18 protein-coding genes are annotated in these 16,298 nt (G+C 72.4%); 14 read left to right on the forward strand and 4 right to left on the reverse strand.

Annotated features, from left to right (window positions below; translation table 11 throughout):
- Positions 1–2 precede the first annotated feature (2 nt).
- From ACLBXP_RS07885 to ACLBXP_RS07900, 4 genes are all read left to right on the forward strand, one after another.
- Complete coding sequence (locus ACLBXP_RS07885; protein ID WP_447667042.1) at positions 3–521, forward strand: hypothetical protein; 519 nt, start codon at positions 3–5, stop codon at positions 519–521.
- 56 nt (positions 522–577) lie between these two features.
- Positions 578–1,087, forward strand: coding sequence for a hypothetical protein (locus tag ACLBXP_RS07890; protein ID WP_447667043.1), 510 nt, complete (start codon positions 578–580; stop codon positions 1,085–1,087).
- A 10-nt stretch (positions 1,088–1,097) separates the two neighbouring features.
- Positions 1,098–1,949: a 3-deoxy-8-phosphooctulonate synthase gene (gene kdsA, locus ACLBXP_RS07895; protein ID WP_447667044.1), complete on the forward strand. Its 852-nt coding sequence runs from the start codon at positions 1,098–1,100 to the stop codon at positions 1,947–1,949.
- 177 nt (positions 1,950–2,126) lie between these two features.
- Positions 2,127–2,438: a hypothetical protein gene (locus ACLBXP_RS07900; RefSeq protein WP_447667045.1), complete on the forward strand. Its 312-nt coding sequence runs from the start codon at positions 2,127–2,129 to the stop codon at positions 2,436–2,438.
- 74 nt (positions 2,439–2,512) lie between these two features.
- Here the strand turns inward: ACLBXP_RS07900 and queF are convergent, their stop codons facing one another.
- Positions 2,513–2,989 carry a preQ(1) synthase gene (gene queF / locus ACLBXP_RS07905; RefSeq protein WP_447667046.1) on the reverse strand — a complete coding sequence of 159 codons (477 nt, stop codon included), beginning with the start codon at positions 2,987–2,989 and terminating at the stop codon, positions 2,513–2,515.
- A gap of 239 nt (positions 2,990–3,228) precedes the next feature.
- Here queF and eno point away from each other — a divergent pair, with 239 nt between their 5' ends.
- Positions 3,229–4,518: a phosphopyruvate hydratase gene (gene eno / locus ACLBXP_RS07910; protein WP_447667048.1), complete on the forward strand. Its 1,290-nt coding sequence runs from the start codon at positions 3,229–3,231 to the stop codon at positions 4,516–4,518.
- Positions 4,519–4,553: 35 nt separating this feature from the next.
- Here the strand turns inward: eno and ACLBXP_RS07915 are convergent, their stop codons facing one another.
- Entirely contained in the window at positions 4,554–5,762 is a 1,209-nt protein-coding gene (locus ACLBXP_RS07915) for an FAD-dependent oxidoreductase (RefSeq protein WP_447667049.1), read from the reverse strand.
- 119 nt (positions 5,763–5,881) lie between these two features.
- On the opposite strand from ACLBXP_RS07915, the gene ACLBXP_RS07920 reads away from it, so the two are divergent.
- The 8 genes from ACLBXP_RS07920 (at position 5,882) to ACLBXP_RS07955 (ending at position 14,044) form a co-directional block, all read left to right on the forward strand.
- On the forward strand, positions 5,882–6,193 hold the full coding sequence (locus tag ACLBXP_RS07920; protein WP_447667051.1) for an FtsB family cell division protein: 312 nt from the start codon (positions 5,882–5,884) through the stop codon (positions 6,191–6,193).
- A gap of 210 nt (positions 6,194–6,403) precedes the next feature.
- Entirely contained in the window at positions 6,404–7,453 is a 1,050-nt protein-coding gene (pdhA, locus tag ACLBXP_RS07925; protein ID WP_447667053.1) for a pyruvate dehydrogenase (acetyl-transferring) E1 component subunit alpha, read from the forward strand.
- Positions 7,454–7,514: 61 nt separating this feature from the next.
- The gene (locus tag ACLBXP_RS07930; RefSeq protein ID WP_447667055.1) at positions 7,515–8,984 is read left to right on the forward strand and encodes a pyruvate dehydrogenase complex E1 component subunit beta; all 1,470 of its coding nucleotides are present in this window, start codon (positions 7,515–7,517) and stop codon (positions 8,982–8,984) included.
- Between the two features lies 1 nt (position 8,985).
- Entirely contained in the window at positions 8,986–9,261 is a 276-nt protein-coding gene (locus tag ACLBXP_RS07935) for a DUF5076 domain-containing protein (protein ID WP_447667056.1), read from the forward strand.
- A gap of 15 nt (positions 9,262–9,276) precedes the next feature.
- The gene (locus tag ACLBXP_RS07940; protein WP_447667058.1) at positions 9,277–9,882 is read left to right on the forward strand and encodes a Uma2 family endonuclease; all 606 of its coding nucleotides are present in this window, start codon (positions 9,277–9,279) and stop codon (positions 9,880–9,882) included.
- Positions 9,883–9,898: 16 nt separating this feature from the next.
- On the forward strand, positions 9,899–11,362 hold the full coding sequence (locus ACLBXP_RS07945) for a pyruvate dehydrogenase complex dihydrolipoamide acetyltransferase (RefSeq protein ID WP_447667060.1): 1,464 nt from the start codon (positions 9,899–9,901) through the stop codon (positions 11,360–11,362).
- Positions 11,363–11,375: 13 nt separating this feature from the next.
- Positions 11,376–12,815 carry a dihydrolipoyl dehydrogenase gene (gene lpdA / locus ACLBXP_RS07950; RefSeq protein ID WP_447667062.1) on the forward strand — a complete coding sequence of 480 codons (1,440 nt, stop codon included), beginning with the start codon at positions 11,376–11,378 and terminating at the stop codon, positions 12,813–12,815.
- 587 nt (positions 12,816–13,402) lie between these two features.
- Positions 13,403–14,044 (forward strand): cell wall hydrolase, encoded by a 642-nt coding sequence (locus ACLBXP_RS07955; RefSeq protein ID WP_447667064.1) that lies wholly within the window; start codon positions 13,403–13,405, stop codon positions 14,042–14,044.
- Positions 14,045–14,049: 5 nt separating this feature from the next.
- Here ACLBXP_RS07955 and ACLBXP_RS07960 read toward each other — a convergent pair whose 3' ends face one another.
- Entirely contained in the window at positions 14,050–14,223 is a 174-nt protein-coding gene (locus tag ACLBXP_RS07960; protein ID WP_447667066.1) for a hypothetical protein, read from the reverse strand.
- A gap of 247 nt (positions 14,224–14,470) precedes the next feature.
- Entirely contained in the window at positions 14,471–14,953 is a 483-nt protein-coding gene (locus ACLBXP_RS07965; protein ID WP_447667068.1) for a PRC-barrel domain-containing protein, read from the reverse strand.
- Positions 14,954–15,277: 324 nt separating this feature from the next.
- Between ACLBXP_RS07965 and lipA the strand changes: the two genes are divergently transcribed.
- Positions 15,278–16,288, forward strand: a complete 1,011-nt coding sequence (gene lipA / locus ACLBXP_RS07970) for a lipoyl synthase (RefSeq protein WP_447667070.1) — start codon at positions 15,278–15,280, stop codon at positions 16,286–16,288.
- Positions 16,289–16,298 lie beyond the last annotated feature (10 nt).

A 16,298-nucleotide genomic window follows, 5' to 3' on the forward strand; every position in this document is an offset into this window, starting at 1 on the left:
CGGTGAGATCCAGGTCCCTGCCCGTCCTCGCCGCCGCGCTCTCGGCGGCGCTCCTGGTGCCTCTCGCGGCGGCGCCCGCCGCGGCGCGCCCCGGCTGGGCCTCCGGCACCTTCGTCTACGCAGACCTCTGCGCGGGTCCCGAGGGCGTGGCCGGGGGCTATCGCGTCACCCTGCGGCGCTCGCCCAACGGGGACGGCGTCGTCTACGAGGCAGGGCAGGGCGGGGCGCCGGTCCGGGCCGGCGCCGTGCGCTTCGACGATGCCCATCGGGCGGTCAGCTTCAGCGCCGAGACGAAGGGCGGCCCCGTCGCCTTCGAGGGCACCGCGACGACGGAGACCCTCACCGGCACCCTGCGCGAGGGCGGCGGCGCCCGCACCGTCAGCCTGCCCAGGGTGCTGCGCGCCCACGATCGCCAGCCCTGCGGCGTGGAGGCGACCGGAACCTTGGCGACCGGAACCTTGGCGACCGGAACCTTGGCGACCGGAACCTTGGCCGCCGGGACCTCCGCGCCGGACCGGTGAGGGAGGAGCCGGCCCGCCCCGTATCGGCCCCGCGCGAAGCGGGCTACACCGCTCCCATGCCGATGCGCCCCGCTGCCTGCCTCCTCGTGCTCCTCGCCGCCGCCCTCTCTCCCATGGCGTCGCGGCCGGCCGCGGCGGCGGATGCCTGCGACCGGCTCGCCGCGCGGATGATCCGGGCGACCGGCGCCTCGGTGGCGGGGCGGATCGGGCCCATCGCGGTGTTCCGGGCGGCCGATGCCGAGCGGATGAGCCTCGATTGCCGCAAGCCCGCCCGGCTCCTGCTCGGGGCGCTGGAGCGGGAGCCCGAGCCCCGCTTCTTCACCCTCGTCGGGCTGGCGGCCGAGGGGCTCGCCGGCGTGTCCGCCGAGCAGGCCACCGTGCTGGCGCTCAACACCCACCAGGATTCGCTCCTCGCCGACGCGCCGCGGGAGGGCCGGCTCGGGCGCTTCGTCCTCCGGTGCGAGACGGGGCCGCGGGCCGATGCGCTGGCGCCGATCCGCACCGTCTGCCTGCTCACGGCCCCCGCCGCCCGCTCCGCCCTTCCCCCGAGCGCCGCCGCGGAGTAGAGGCGGGCGCATGTCGCAGACCGCTTCCCCCCGCACGGTACAGGCCGGCGCCGTCGCCTTCGCCAACGACCGGCCCCTGGCGCTCATCGCCGGCCCCTGCCAGCTCGAGGGGCGGGCCCACGCCCTGGAGATCGCCGCGGCCCTGGCGGAGATGGCGCGGGACCTCGGGATCGGCCTCGTCTTCAAGGCCTCCTTCGACAAGGCGAACCGCACCTCGGGCGGCTCCGCCCGGGGCATCGGGCTCGCCGAGGCCCTGCCGATCTTCGCCGAGATCAAGGAGCGCTTCGCCCTGCCGGTGCTGACCGACGTGCACGAGGCCGGCCAGTGCGCCCCGGCCGCCGAGGTGGTCGACATCCTGCAGATCCCGGCCTTCCTGTGCCGGCAGACCGACCTCCTTCTCGCCGCCGCCGCCACGGGCCGGGTCGTCAACGTCAAGAAGGGCCAGTTCCTCGCCCCCTGGGACATGGCCCACGTCGCCGCCAAGGTGACGGGCGCCGGCAACCCGAACGTGATCGTCACCGAGCGCGGGGCCTCCTTCGGCTACAACACCCTGGTCTCGGATCTGCGCGCCCTGCCGATCATGGCCGCCGTCACGGGCGGCGCGCCGGTGGTGTTCGACGCGACGCATTCCGTGCAGCAGCCGGGCGGCCAGGGCGCGACCTCGGGCGGGCAGCGGGAGTTCGTGGCGGTGCTCGCCCGGGCCGCCGTGGCCGTGGGCGTCGCGGGCGTCTTCATCGAGACGCATCCCGACCCCGACAACGCCCCGTCGGACGGGCCCAACATGGTGGCGCTGCGCGACCTGCCGGCCCTCGTCGCCGGCCTCCAGGCGTTCGACCGGATCGCCAAGTCGCAGGCAGCCTGACGGGATCCGGAGGGCGGCCTCCTGCCCAGGCTTTCGCTCGATCCGGTCGTCGCGGGCCGCGGCGAATCAGGGTCGCGCGGCCGGTCCGGGGCCGGGGCGAACCGCCGGAACGGGAACGGCTCCGCCGTTGAGGCGTTTGATACTCCAATCGGTTCAACGAACTCAGACAAGGATATCATGCGCAAGCTCGCCATCGTTTCCGCCGCCGCCCTCTCGATCGGCGCCCTCGCGGCCACCAGCGCCGACGCCCGCCCCCGTGGCTACGGGTACGGCAACGGCTACGGTCACGCCTACGGCTACGGCGGCGGCTACCGCCGCGGCGGTCGCGGCATCGGCACGGGTGCGGCCGTCGGCCTCGGCATCGCGGGCCTCGCGGCCGGCGCGATCGCGGCGGGCGCCGCCCGCGACGCCTACGGCCCGGGCTACGGCTACTACGGCCGCAGCTACGCCCCGGCGCCGGGCTACGGCTACTACGGCTACGGCTACTGAGCCCAGCCGGCAGGAATCTCAGCGGAAGGGCGGCCGGGCAACCGGCCGCCCTTTCCCGTTTCAGTAGGCCCGTTTCAGCGGCCCCTGTAGGGCGGCACGCCGGGGTCCGGCAGCCAGACGGACTTCGGGGGCTCGCCGGTCTGCCAGAACACGTCGATCGGGATGCCGCCGCGCGGGTACCAGAAGCCGCCGATGCGCAGGTAGCGCGGCTCCAGCAGGTCGCGCAGGCGCTTGCCGATCGCCACCGTGCAATCCTCGTGGAAGGCGCCGTGGTTGCGGAACGCCCCGAGGTAGAGCTTGAGCGCCTTCGATTCGACGAGCCAGCGGTCCGGCACGTAGTCGATCACCAGGATCGCGAAATCCGGCTGGCCGGTCACCGGGCAGAGCGAGGTGAATTCCGGTGCCGTGAAGCGGGCGAGGTAATCCGTGTCCGGGTGCGGGTTCGGCACGCGGTCGAGGCGGGCCTCCTCGGGGGAGGCGGGCTGGGGGGTCGGCTGCCCGAGCTGCAGGGGCTCGTTCGTCACAGTCTCGTTCGTCGTCTCGTTCGTCATGGCGCCCCTATACGCGCCTCCGCCCGCGCGCGCATCAGATCCCTCCGCATGGCACGCCGCCGCGGGGAGCGGCCCGGAGGCGCGGGCTTAACCTGCGACGATACCTGCCGGAGCCTCCTTGCCGGACGACGCGGGTTGGCGGATAAGCCGCGGCGCAGATGTCGCATCCTGCGCTTCCCGCATCGGATGCCCGGGGCTCGGCCCGACCCGAGCCCGCCCTATTCGGGAGAAGGCCGTTCATGACCGCGATCACCAACATCGCCGCCCGCGAGATCCTCGACAGCCGCGGCAACCCGACCGTCGAGGTCGACGTGCTGCTGGAGGACGGCTCCTTCGGCCGCGCTGCCGTCCCCTCCGGCGCCTCCACGGGCGCCCACGAGGCGGTGGAGCTGCGCGACGGCGACAAGGCACGGTTCTCCGGCAAGGGCGTGCGCAAGGCCGTCAGCGCCGTGCAGACCGAGATCCTCGACACGATCGGGGGCATGGACGCCGAGGATCAGGTCGCCATCGACGAGGCGATGATCGAGCTCGACGGCACGCCCAACAAGGCCCGCCTCGGCGCCAACGCCATCCTGGGCGTCTCGCTCGCGGTCGCCAAGGCCGCGGCCGAGACGGCCGGCCTGCCCCTCTACCGCTACGTCGGCGGCGTGCAGGGCCGCGTCCTGCCGGTGCCGATGATGAACATCATCAACGGCGGCGCGCACGCCGACAACCCGATCGACTTCCAGGAATTCATGATCATGCCGGTGGGCGCCACCTCGATCGCCGAGGCGGTGCGCATGGGCTCGGAGGTGTTCCACACCCTCAAGGGCGCGCTGAAGAAGGCCGGCCACAACACCAACGTCGGCGACGAGGGCGGTTTCGCCCCGAACCTCCCCTCGGCCGAGGCGGGCCTCGACTTCGTGATGGAGTCGATGACCGCGGCGGGCTTCAAGCCCGGCCAGGACATGGTGCTGGCCCTCGACTGCGCGGCCACCGAGTTCTTCAAGGACGGCGCCTACCACTACGAGGGCGAGGGCCGGACCCGCTCCATCGAGGCCCAGGTCGACTACCTCGCCGAGCTGGTCGCCAAGTACCCGATCGCCTCGATCGAGGACGGCATGTCGGAGGACGACTGGGAGGGCTGGAAGCTCCTCACCGACAAGATCGGCGATCGCTGCCAGCTCGTAGGCGACGACCTCTTCGTCACCAACGTCGAGCGCCTGTCGCGGGGCATCGCGTCCCGTACGGCGAACTCGATCCTGATCAAGGTCAACCAGATCGGCTCGCTCACCGAGACCTTGGCCGCCGTCGACATGGCCCAGCGCGCCGGCTACACGGCCGTGATGTCCCACCGCTCGGGCGAGACCGAGGACTCGACCATCGCGGACCTCGCGGTCGCCACGAATTGCGGGCAGATCAAGACCGGCTCGCTCGCCCGCTCGGACAGACTGGCCAAGTACAACCAGCTCATCCGCATCGAGGAGGGCCTGGGGCCGCAGGGGCTCTACGCCGGCCGCGGCGCCATCAAGCAGCTCGCCCGAAGCTGAGCCGCCGGGGCGTCCCGCGGGGGGCCGCGCGCGGGTCAGGGCGCCAGGCCGTCGTAGCCCGACAGGTCCGGGGCCTTCGGGTCCCGGGCGAACAGCCGCTCCGCCCGGTCGCGCAGGCCGGGCCGGCTGGCGAGGCGCAGCGCCCCGTGCAGCAGGCGGATGCCGAGGCGGCTCTTCGGGTTCATCAGCTTCGGGGCGATCTTCGGCACGCCCTGGGCCTGCTCGACCATCGGGCGCATCGCCCGCTCGTAGGCGGACAGGGCCGCGCGGACGTCGCCGGTTCCGGCGAACGCCTCGGCGAGCTCGTTGGCGAGCACGCAGGCTCCCGTGACCGCCAGGGTCGCGCCGATGCCGGCCAGCGGCGTCGCGCACCAGGCCGCGTCGCCCGTCAGCGCGACGCGGCCCTTCGACCAGCGCGGCATCCGGACCTGGCGCAGGGCGTCGACGTAGACGTCTTCCGCGTCCTCAAGCCCGGCGAGCACCCGCTCCGCCTGCCAGCCCGCATCGGCGAACCGCGCGCGCAGGAAGGCCTTCTGCCGCTCCAGGCTCCAGTCCTGCTCGCCCTCGGGGGGCTTCCGGAGCGAGAGCATGACCTGCGTGGTGCCGTGCCGGTCGGGCCGCAGCGAGATCCCGCGACCCCCCGTGGCATTGTACCAGCGCCACATCCGGTCGTCGTCGGCGGTGCGGGGGATGGTGTAGTAGGCGAGCGTCAGGTCCATCGGGCGCGGATCGTTCTCGCCGGGGAAGACGCGCTCACGGGTGGCCGAGCCCACGCCCTCGGCGACGAGCACCGCGTCGTAGGTCTCCGTGCGGCCGCTCGCGAAGGTCACGTGCGCGCCCTCGTCCGTCTCCGCGATCCCGTCGACCGCGTCGCCGAAGCGGAACTCGGCGCCCGTCCGGGCCGCCTCGTACAGCAGCCGGGCGAGGTCGCCGCGCAGGATCTCCATCTCGGCCGTCAGCCCGTCGCGCCCCGTCCCGGCGGTCACGAACTGCGCGGCGACCCGGCCCCGCGCGTCGATCCAGGCCGTGCCCCGCTCGCCCGTGCCGAGCGCCAGGGCGTCCCGCTCCAGGCCCATCCGGGCCAGCACCGTGCGGCCGACGCCGCGCACGTCGATGTTCTGCCCGCCGTCCCGGAACCCGGGCGCCCGCTCGACCACCGTGACGGCGAGCCCGGCGCGGGCGAGCCACCACGCGGCCGTGCTGCCGGCGATGCTGGCGCCGGTGACGAGGATGCAACGGACCATGGCGGCTCCCGGCGCCGGACGCGACGCACGCGGTGGGGCATCTAGGTGCGGCCGGGGCGCCATCAACGCAGGTTCGCCCCGCAAGCGTTTCTTAACCCTGCCGCGCCATGCTCGCCCGCATGGTCGTCCGCCGCCGCGTCAGAGCCGTCGTCATGCCGCTCGTCCTCTGGACGGTGTCGGCCCTCGTCGTCGGGTACTTCGTCTACCAGGCCGAGAACGGCAATCGCGGCCTGGAGGCCAAGCGCGCCCTCAAGATCCAGGCTTACGGCCTCACCCAGGAACTGTCCGCCGCCAAGGCCGAGCGGGCGGTCTGGGAGCATCGGGTGGCGCTGCTGCGCAGCGAGCAGATCGACCGCGACCTCCTGGAGGAGCGCGCCCGGGTGGTGCTCGGCCGCGTCCACGCCAACGACGTGGTGATCATCGGCCGCTGAGCCCGTCCGGCGCGAACCGTCTTCCTGCGCGAACCGCCTTCCGCGAAAATCCCGAGCACCTTCCGGGGAGCCCGTGCCGGTGCCGCCGTCCCCCGGCGCGGCCGGTTCCGGCCTGACAACGGTCGGCCCCTGTCAGAGGAGCGGCCCTCGATTTCGCCGGCCGCCTGCCCTAAACCCTCGCCGGAGTGAGGAGCGCACGGGAGGTCGCCGATGGATGCCGCGAACGAGGCGAGCCAGCCGAAGCCGGATGACGCCGAGGCCGCCCACAAGCCGGCACCGAACGCCCCCCAGTTCACCCGCGACGAGGACCTCCACGCCTACCACGAGATGCTGCTGATCCGCCGCTTCGAGGAGAAGGCGGGACAGCTCTACGGCATGGGCCTGATCGGCGGCTTCTGCCACCTCTACATCGGCCAGGAGGCCGTGGTGATCGGCCTGCAGATGGCCTCCGAGGACGGCGACCAGGTCATCACCGGCTACCGCGACCACGGCCACATGCTCGCCTGCGGCATGGACCCGAACGGGGTGATGGCCGAGCTGACCGGGCGCCGCGGCGGCTATTCCCGCGGCAAGGGCGGCTCGATGCACATGTTCTTCCGCGAGAAGCAGTTCTTCGGCGGGCACGGCATCGTCGGCGCGCAGGTCTCGCTCGGCACCGGCCTCGGCTTCGCGGACGCCTACCGCAAGAATGGCAAGGTCAGCCTCACCTACATGGGCGACGGCGCGGCCAACCAGGGCCAGGTCTACGAGAGCTTCAACATGGCGGCGCTGTGGAAGCTGCCGGTTGTCTACGTGATCGAGAACAACCGCTACGCGATGGGCACCTCGGTGGCCCGCGCCTCGGCGCAGACCGACTTCTCGAAGCGCGGCCTCTCCTTCGGCATCCCCGGCGAGCAGGTCGACGGCATGGACGTGCGCACCGTGCGCGAGGCCGCCGCCCGCGCCATCGCCCACGCCCGCTCGGGCGAGGGCCCCTACATCCTCGAGATGCAGACCTACCGCTACCGCGGCCACTCGATGTCCGACCCCGCGAAGTACCGCTCGAAGGACGAGGTCTCGCGCATGCGCGAGGAGCACGACCCGATCGAGATGGTGCGCAAGCGCCTCGTCGAGCTGCACGGCGTGCCCGAGGCCGAGCTGAAGGCGGCCGACGCCAAGGTTCGCGAGACCGTCAACGACGCCGCGGAGTTCGCGACCCACGATCCCGAGCCGGATCCCGCCGAGCTCTGGACCGACATCCTGCTGGAGGCGCGCGCCTGAGGGCGCGCCGCTCCGCCACGCCCTCAGGCCGCCCCGCCCGCCCCTCCGACAGAGTCACTTCATGGCGACCGACATCCTGATGCCTGCGCTCTCCCCGACCATGGAGGAGGGCAAGCTCGCCAAGTGGCTGAAGAAGGAGGGCGACGCGGTCAAATCCGGCGACGTGCTGGCCGAGATCGAGACCGACAAGGCCACCATGGAGGTCGAGGCGATCGACGAGGGCGTGCTCGCCAAGATCCTCGTGCAGGAGGGCACCGAGGCCGTGGCCGTCAACACGCCCATCGCGATCATCGCGGAGGAGGGCGAGGACGTCTCCGCGGCGGCCGCGAGCGGGGGCAAGGGCGGCGCTCAGGGCAAGCCGAACGGCGCCGGCGGCCCGGGCGCCGCGCAGGGGGCGCCTGCCCCCGACATGCAGGCCGAGGGCCAGGCCGACCGGCCGGCCCCCAGCGCCAAGACCGGCGAGGACGCCCCCCGGGCGCCGGCGGCGCCGGCCACCATCACCAACAAGGCACAAGAGCCGGTGATGGCGGAGTTCCCGGCCGACACCCCGATGGTGACGATGACGGTGCGCGAGGCGCTCCGCGACGCCATGGCCGAGGAGATGCGCCGGGACGAGGACGTCTTCGTGATGGGCGAGGAGGTCGCCGAGTACCAGGGCGCCTACAAGGTCACGCAGGGGCTGCTGCAGGAGTTCGGCGCGCGGCGCGTGGTCGATACCCCGATCACCGAGCACGGCTTCGCGGGCATCGGCGTCGGCGCGGCCTTCACGGGCCTGCGGCCGATCGTCGAGTTCATGACCTTCAACTTCGCCATGCAGGCGATCGACCAGATCATCAACTCGGCGGCCAAGACCCTCTACATGTCGGGCGGCCAGCTCGGCTGCCCGATCGTGTTCCGGGGCCCGAACGGCGCGGCCGCCCGCGTCGGCGCCCAGCACAGCCACGACTACGCCGCCTGGTACTCCAACGTGCCGGGCCTCAAGGTGATCGCCCCCTACACGGCCTCGGATGCCAAGGGTCTCCTCAAGGCGGCGATCCGCGACCCGAACCCGGTGGTCTTCCTGGAGAACGAGATCCTCTACGGCCAGTCCTTCCCGGTGCCGAAGCTCGACGACTTCGTGCTGCCGATCGGCAAGGCGAAGGTCCACCGCACGGGCAAGGACGTGACCCTCGTGTCCTTCTCGATCGGCATGACCTACGCCCTCAAGGCCGCCCAGGCGCTGAGCGAGCAGGGCATCGAGGCCGAGGTGATCGACCTGCGCACCATCCGGCCGATGGACACCGATACGGTGGTGGAATCGGTCAGGAAGACCGGCCGCTGCGTCACCGTGGAGGAGGGCTTCCCGCAATCCGGCATCGGCGCCGAGATCGTGGCCCGCCTGATGGTCGACGCCTTCGACTACCTCGACGCGCCGGTGCTGCGCGTCACCGGCAAGGACGTGCCGATGCCCTACGCCGCGAACCTGGAGAAGCTCGCCCTGCCGAACGTCGCCGAGGTCGTCGAGGCGGCCAAGGCCGTCTGCTACAAGTAGCATGAGCGCAGAGTTCCAACCCCTCTCCGTCCCGCCCGACGCCCTCGAAGGGGGCGGCATCGAGGTGCTGCGCGCGAGCGTGGTCGACGGCGCGGTGAGCATCGCCCTGCGGCGCTCCTTCGACGACCCGGCCACCTGGGGCCGGCTCCTGATCGACCTCGCTCGGCAGGCGGCCCGCACCTACGCGCTGGAGACCGAGATGTCGGAGGAGGAAGCCTTCGAGCGGATCCGCGCGGGACTCGAGGCCGAGAGCCTCGACCCGGACGGCCTCAACTAGCGGCGGGCCCTCGCCATGGCTGAAGCCGCGATCCGCCGCGCCACCTACGCCGACCTCGCGGCCGTGCCGGACCACCTCGTCGCCGAGATCGTGGACGGGACGCTCGAGACGCATCCGCGGCCGCGGCCCCGTCACGCCCTGTCCGCGTCGGATCTGTTCTCCACCCTGGGGCCCCCCTTCCGGTACGGACGCGGCGGACCGGGCGGCTGGGTCTTCATGTCCGAGCCCGAATTGCATCTCGGCCAGCACGTCGTGGTGCCCGACCTCGCCGGCTGGCGCCGCGAAAGGCTGCCGGCGGAGCCCGAGACGGCCTACGTCGAGACGCCGCCGGACTGGGTCTGCGAGATCCTCTCGCCCGCGACCGCCCGGATCGACCGCGGGCCGAAGCGCCGCATCTACGCGGAGGCCGGCATCGGCCATCTCTGGCTGCTCGATCCGGGTGACGGTGTGCTGGAAGGCTTCGCGCTGACCGGCGGGCAGTGGCTGCTGCTCGGCACCGTGCAGCGCGGCGAGACCGTGAGCCTCGCCCCCTTCGACGCCGCCCCCTTCGCCCTCGACGACCTGTTCCCCTTCGACGATCCGGCCGCCCAAGCCGCATCCGCGGCCCCGCCCGAGACCTGAGCCGAGACCCGCCGCCATGCCGATCAACGTCCTGATGCCCGCCCTGTCGCCCACGATGGAGAAGGGCAACCTCGCCAAGTGGCTGAAGAAGGAGGGCGATCCGATCAAGTCCGGCGACGTGCTGGCCGAGATCGAGACCGACAAGGCCACCATGGAGGTCGAGGCGATCGACGAGGGCGTGCTCGCCAAGATCCTGGTGCCCGAGGGGACGGCGGACGTGCCCGTCAACGACCTCATCGCGATCATCGCGGGCGACGGCGAGGATCCGGCGGGTGTCCAGGCCCCGTCCGGCGGCGTGTCCAGCCAAGCGCCGCAGACGGCAGCGTCGCAGTCCGAGGCGCCGAAGGCCGCGGCGCCCGCCACCGGCGCGGCGGCGCAGAACACCACGCCCGGCGGCGGCCACATGAGCTACGAGCGTGTGAACGTGGCGCCGGAAGGCGCGCAGCCCGCCGCTGCGCCGACCGCCGCGCCCTCTTCCGCGCCCTCCGCCGCTTCGGGCGGGCGCGTCTTCGCCTCGCCGCTCGCCCGCCGCATCGCGGGGCAGGAGGGCATCGATCTCTCCGCCGTCACGGGCTCGGGCCCCCACGGCCGGGTGATCGAGCGCGACGTGCGGGCGGCCGTTGCCGGCGGCGGCGCGAAGGCCGCGGCTCCGAAGGGCGACGCGCAGCAGGCCGAGATCCCGAAGGCCGCCGCCGCACCTGCCCCGAAGGCCGCCCCCGCGGGCGGGGCCCCGGCGGGCCTCAGCCTCGACCAGGTGCGCGGCTTCTACAAGAAGGACGCCTACGAAGAGGTGCCCCTCGACGGGATGCGCCGGACCATCGCCAAGCGCCTCACCGAGGCGATGCAGGTGGCCCCGCACTTCTACCTCACGGTCGATTGCGAGCTCGACGCCCTGATGGCGCTGCGCGCGCAGCTCAACGGCGCGGCCGGCACCACCAAGGACGGCAAGCCGCTGTTCAAGCTCTCGGTGAACGACTTCGTCATCAAGGCCATGGGCCTCGCGCTGACCCGCGTGCCCGCCGCCAACGCGGTCTGGGCCGAGGACCGCATCCTGCGCTTCCGCCACGCCGAGGTCGGCGTCGCGGTGGCGATCGACGGCGGCCTGTTCACGCCCGTCATCCGCGAGGCCGACCGCAAGACGCTCTCCACCATCTCGAACGAGATGAAGGACTTCGCCGCCCGGGCGCGGGCCAAGAAGCTGAAGCCCGAGGAGTACCAGGGCGGCGTCACCTCGGTGTCGAACCTCGGCATGTTCGGCATCAAGCACTTCACGGCGGTGATCAACCCGCCGCAATCGAGCATCCTGGCGGTGGGCGCGGGCGAGCGGCGCGTCGTCGTGCGGGACGGTCAGCCGGCGGTGGCGCAGGTGATGACCTGCACCCTCTCCTGCGACCACCGCGTCCTCGACGGCGCGCTCGGCGCCGAGCTCGTCGCGGCCTTCAAGGGCCTGATCGAGAACCCGATGGGCATGCTGGTCTGAGCCGGAGCGCGTGATGTCCGAACCCTACGACGTCCTCATCATCGGCGCCGGTCCCGGCGGCTACGTCACGGCGATCCGCGCGGCGCAGCTCGGCTTCCGGACGGCGGTGGTCGACCGGGAGCACCTCGGTGGCATCTGCCTGAACTGGGGCTGCATTCCCACCAAGGCCCTGCTGCGCTCGGCCGAGATCTACCACTACATGCAGCATGCCGGCGATTACGGCCTGAGCGCGAAGGAGGTCGGCTTCGACACGGCGGCCATCGTCAAGCGCTCGCGGGGCGTCTCGGGGCGCCTCAACGGCGGCGTCGGGATGCTGCTCAAGAAGAACAAGGTCGACGTGATCTGGGGCGAGGCGAGCGTCGATGCGGCCGCCAAGGGCAACCAGCCCGGCCAAGTGACGGTGCGGGAGACGAAGCGCGCCGAGGCGCCGAAGGGCGCCAAGGGCGCGGGCACCTATGGGGCCAAGCACATCATCGTGGCCACCGGGGCGCGCCCCCGCGCGATCCCCGGCATCGAGCCCGACAAGCGCCAGATCTGGACCTACTACGAGGCCATGGTGCCGGAGACGATGCCCAAGAGCCTCCTGGTGATGGGCTCGGGCGCCATCGGCATCGAGTTCGCCTCGTTCTACCGCACCATGGGGGCGGAGGTGACGGTGGTGGAGCTGCTGCCGCAGATCCTGCCGGTGGAGGACGCCGAGATCGCGGGCCTCGCCCGCAAGCGCTTCGAGAAGCAGGGCATCAAGATCCTCACCGGCGCCAAGGTGACGAAGGTCGAGAAGGGGTCGGACTCCGTCACCGCCACGGTCGAGGGCGCGGACGGCAAGGCGCAGACCATCACGGCCGAGAAGCTGATCTCGGCGGTGGGCGTCGTCGGCAACATCGAGGGGCTAGGCCTGGACAAGCTCGGGGTGAAGACCGACCGCGGCATCGTCGTCACCGACGGGCTCGGGCGCACCAACGTGCCGGGCCTCTACGCCATCGGCGACGTCGCCGGCCCGCCGATGCTCGCCCACAAGGCCGAGCACGAGGGGGTGATCTGCATCGAGACCATCAAGGGGCTGCACACGCACCCGATGGACAAGGGCAAGATCCCGGGCTGCACCTACTGCCAGCCGCAGATCGCGAGCGTCGGCCTCACCGAGGCCAAGGCCAAGGAGCAGGGCTTCTCCGTCAAGGTCGGCCGCTTCCCCTTCGCGGGCAACGGCAAGGCGATCGCCCTCGGCGAGCCGGACGGCCTCATCAAGACGATCTTCGACGCCAGGACCGGCCAGCTCCTCGGCGCCCACATGGTCGGCGCCGAGGTGACCGAGCTGATCCAGGGCTACGTCGTGGCGATGACGCTGGAGACCACCGAGGAAGAGCTGATGCACACGGTCTTCCCGCACCCGACGCTCTCCGAGATGATGCACGAGAGCGTGCTGGATGCGTACGGGCGGGTGATCCACACCTGAGGGACGGGGGCGCCGAGAGCGTTGCGCACGTGCCCCACCGTCGGCACAAGCTCCCGGCGAACCGGCAGGCGCCTAGGGTCTGTCCGTTGGTCCTCGAATAGGTCCCCCTGATGTCGTCGGTCCGGACGGAGAACCGGTAGCCAACTCTTCTGGACCGACTTCGGGGCGCGCGGGCGGTCGCCCCGGCAAATGAGCGGGCCAGCGCGCCGTCGTTCCCAGTGATTGGGACGAGGCTTGGCGCGCCCGCGTCAGGGTAACCGAGGCGGCCTTGCCCACCACCGCGTCCACCGTCTCGGGGCTTGCATCCGTCATCACCGTCGTGAGGTCCGGGAGACGCACTGGCGAGCTTTCGTGCGGGCGCGGGGGGCGGGCCGCGTGGCTCCCGCGTCGCTGCCAGAGCGCCAGACGCGCCCGATTACCCTCCGCGCTCCAGGCCGTTAGCGGACCTCGCCGCCAATTCTCGTGCGCGCCCTCAGCCGTGGGACAGTCTTCCACGCACAGTGCAGGCTATAGCGGATTTGCCATCAAGCTTGGCTTGCGGCATTGAGAACGGCCAAGGTTCGCAACATCGGGACGAGAGGCGCTGCATGGCGGTTATCCGAGGCACGACGACCATCGCTGTTCTGAGCCTGATCGGCGCGCTGCCGGGCCTTGCTGCCTGCAGTCCCCACATGAACGCGGACCTGACCACCGGGTCGATTCCGCACAAGTCCCTCGCTGCGGCGACGGAGGCCGACCGGGAATGCCTGGCGCGGGCCATGTACTTCGAATCGAAGCGCTCGGATTCGGACGGGCTCCTGGCCGTCGGCACCGTGGTGATGAACCGCCTGGAGGCGGCCGCCTTCCCGGACCGGATCTGCGCCGTCGTCGGCCAGCCCCGCCAGTTCGCCGCGGGCGTCCTGACGAAGCCGATGCGCGAGCAGGACCTGCCGCGGCTCGCCGAGGTCGCCGATGCGGTGCTGGCCGGCGAGCGCCACCCCAAGGTCGGGCGGGCCATGTACTTCCACACCGCCGGGCGCCGCTACCCCTACGACAACATGCACTACGTGGCGCTCGCGGGCGGCAACGCCTTCTACGAGAAGCGCGGGCGCGATGCGCGGACCCCGGCCGCGGAGCCGGCTGCTGCGGCGCCCGTGCAGGTGGCGGCGCTGGCGGCCGCCCCCGAGGTCGCCGCGGCCCAGACCATCCTGAACGAGCCCGCCCGCGACATCTGCCGCGTCGGCGCCTGAGGGGCTCAGCCCTCCCGGCCCTCGCCGGTCCGCCGCGCGGCCTGCGCCATGCGGATCAGCTCGCGGGCGGTGAGGCCCCGGGCGGGCAGGGTCGGCGAGGCGGCCGGTGCCTCCGGGGCAGCCTGTGCGCAACCGCTGGTGCGGATCCGCAGGTCCCGCCCGCGCAGGGCCTGCCGCAACCGAACCGCCTTCCGCAACGCCGCGACCATCATCCCGCCTCGCACCACCCGATCCCGGCCGTACCCGGGCCGCCTCGTTAACCAAGCGTGGCCGTTTCGAACATTCTTGAAGGGCGGCCGGCTCGCCCTACCCGAGCCGGGACGGGCGCGTTTTTTCGCGGGCCGCGCGCCGCAGGGGTGCCGCGCACGCGAAAGGGCCCGGCCGCCGCTCGGCGGGCCGGGCCCTCGGGTTCCTGGCTGGTGCGGCTTACGACTTGCGCTTGTACTCGAAGGCCGGAGCGCTCTTCAGCTCCTCCTTGTTGGCGTTCACGAGGGCGCGCAGCTTGTCGTCCTTCTTGGTGAGCGTGACGCTGGCGGGGCTCACCGCCACGTAGCGCTCGCCGATGCCGAGGAAGCCGCCGACGCCGAGGATCACGGCCTGCACGGTCTTGCCGTCGAGGATCACGAGGTCGGCGATGTCGCCCACGGCCTCGTTGTTGTTGTTGTAGACGTTCAGGCCGACAAGCTTCGAGGTCAGCATGTCGGTGGGCTGCGCGTCCACGAAGGCGATCTTCGCGGTGGCGGAATCCGCCATCTTCATGCCGCTGTTGCTCACGTCCGCCGCCGAGGACGAGCTCGGCACCGGCGTCGCGGTCGCGGAGGGCGCGGCGGGCTTCGCGGCATCCTGGGCCAGGGCGAGGCCCGACAGGCCGGCGACGAGGGCGGCGGCGAGGGCGGTCCGAACAATCACGTGACGCATTCCTTTGAGCGGTGGGCCGTCGCGGCGGCTCGGGAAAGCCTGCCCGAGGGGCCTCGGGTCGGCGGCGGGTGTCGCCGCGGATCTGGCCGGGTAACGGAACCGGGCGTGGCCAAGTTCCGTGCAGGCTGCCCGCCGCCTGAGCAGGGCCGCGGCGGGGGGCGGGCGGGTTACTGAGGGCGCGGCCTGTCGCGGCCCGCTGCCGCGGCGGTTTGCGGCGGGGCGCGGCAGGCCCTAGATCAGGGTGGCCCTGGCTCAGGGCCCAGCAGCATCCCCGTGTCCGCCGCCGCGGGCGCTCCCCCCACTCCGCGGTGTGGCATGGCCGTCGTCCTCGACACCCTGAAGAACGATCCGCGCCCCGTGGGCGCCCTCCGCCCGCCGGCGGCGGAGGCCGGCGCCGCGCGCCCGCGGCACCCCGAGAAGGCGCACCGGCCCGACCGGCCGCTGCAGGGCCGGAAGCCGGACTGGATCCGCGTGAAGGCGCCGGGCTCGCCGGCCTATGCGGAGACCCGCGACATCGTGCGCGAGCACGGCCTCGTCACCGTCTGCGAGGAGGCGGGCTGCCCCAACATCGGCGAGTGCTGGGAGAAGCGGCACGCCACCTTCATGATCATGGGCGACACCTGCACGCGGGCCTGCGCCTTCTGCAACGTGCGCACCGGCCTGCCCGCGGGCCTCGACGCCGACGAGCCGGACAAGATCGCCGACTCGGTGGCCAAGCTCGGGCTGCACCACGTGGTGATCACCTCGGTGGACCGCGACGACCTGCGGGACGGCGGGGCCGAGCACTTCGCCCGCACGATCCGGGCGATCCGCCGGACGAGCCCCGGCACGACGATCGAGATCCTCACCCCCGACTTCCTGCGCAAGGACGGCGCCCTGGAGGTCGTGGTGGCGGCGCGGCCCGACGTGTTCAACCACAACCTCGAGACGGTGGCGGGCAACTACCTCACCGTGCGTCCCGGCGCCCGCTACTTCCACTCCGTGCGCCTGCTGCAGCGGGTCAAGGAGCTCGACCCCGCGATCTTCACGAAGTCCGGCATCATGGTGGGCCTCGGCGAGGAGCGGAACGCGGTGGTCCAGCTCATGGACGACCTGCGCTCGGCCGACGTGGACTTCCTGACCATCGGCCAGTACCTGCAGCCCACCAAGAAGCACCACGAGGTGGTGCGCTTCGTGCCGCCCGACGAGTTCAAGGCCTACGAGACCACGGCCTACGCCAAGGGCTTCCTGCTGGTCTCGGCGACCCCGCTCACCCGCTCCTCGCACCACGCGGGCGAGGACTTCTCGCGCCTGCAGGCGGCGCGGCGCGCCCGTCTCTCGGTCTGACCCCGGATCC

This window comes from Methylobacterium sp. A54F (genome assembly GCF_053346035.1).

Bases quoted from the DNA above. Each gene is read 5' to 3' on its own strand.
- queF (WP_447667046.1), bottom strand. From the start codon at position 2,989: ATGACGAACGAGACGACGAACGAGACTGTGACGAACGAGCCCCTGCAG.
- lipA (WP_447667070.1), top strand. From the start codon at position 15,278: ATGGCCGTCGTCCTCGACACCCTGAAGAACGATCCGCGCCCCGTGGGC.
- pdhA (WP_447667053.1), top strand. From the start codon at position 6,404: ATGGATGCCGCGAACGAGGCGAGCCAGCCGAAGCCGGATGACGCCGAG.
- eno (WP_447667048.1), top strand. From the start codon at position 3,229: ATGACCGCGATCACCAACATCGCCGCCCGCGAGATCCTCGACAGCCGC.
- ACLBXP_RS07955 (WP_447667064.1), top strand. From the start codon at position 13,403: ATGGCGGTTATCCGAGGCACGACGACCATCGCTGTTCTGAGCCTGATC.
- ACLBXP_RS07940 (WP_447667058.1), top strand. From the start codon at position 9,277: ATGGCTGAAGCCGCGATCCGCCGCGCCACCTACGCCGACCTCGCGGCC.
- ACLBXP_RS07890 (WP_447667043.1), top strand. From the start codon at position 578: ATGCCGATGCGCCCCGCTGCCTGCCTCCTCGTGCTCCTCGCCGCCGCC.
- ACLBXP_RS07915 (WP_447667049.1), bottom strand. From the start codon at position 5,762: ATGGTCCGTTGCATCCTCGTCACCGGCGCCAGCATCGCCGGCAGCACG.
- ACLBXP_RS07945 (WP_447667060.1), top strand. From the start codon at position 9,899: ATGCCGATCAACGTCCTGATGCCCGCCCTGTCGCCCACGATGGAGAAG.
- ACLBXP_RS07930 (WP_447667055.1), top strand. From the start codon at position 7,515: ATGGCGACCGACATCCTGATGCCTGCGCTCTCCCCGACCATGGAGGAG.
- ACLBXP_RS07900 (WP_447667045.1), top strand. From the start codon at position 2,127: ATGCGCAAGCTCGCCATCGTTTCCGCCGCCGCCCTCTCGATCGGCGCC.
- ACLBXP_RS07935 (WP_447667056.1), top strand. From the start codon at position 8,986: ATGAGCGCAGAGTTCCAACCCCTCTCCGTCCCGCCCGACGCCCTCGAA.
- ACLBXP_RS07920 (WP_447667051.1), top strand. From the start codon at position 5,882: ATGGTCGTCCGCCGCCGCGTCAGAGCCGTCGTCATGCCGCTCGTCCTC.
- lpdA (WP_447667062.1), top strand. From the start codon at position 11,376: ATGTCCGAACCCTACGACGTCCTCATCATCGGCGCCGGTCCCGGCGGC.
- kdsA (WP_447667044.1), top strand. From the start codon at position 1,098: ATGTCGCAGACCGCTTCCCCCCGCACGGTACAGGCCGGCGCCGTCGCC.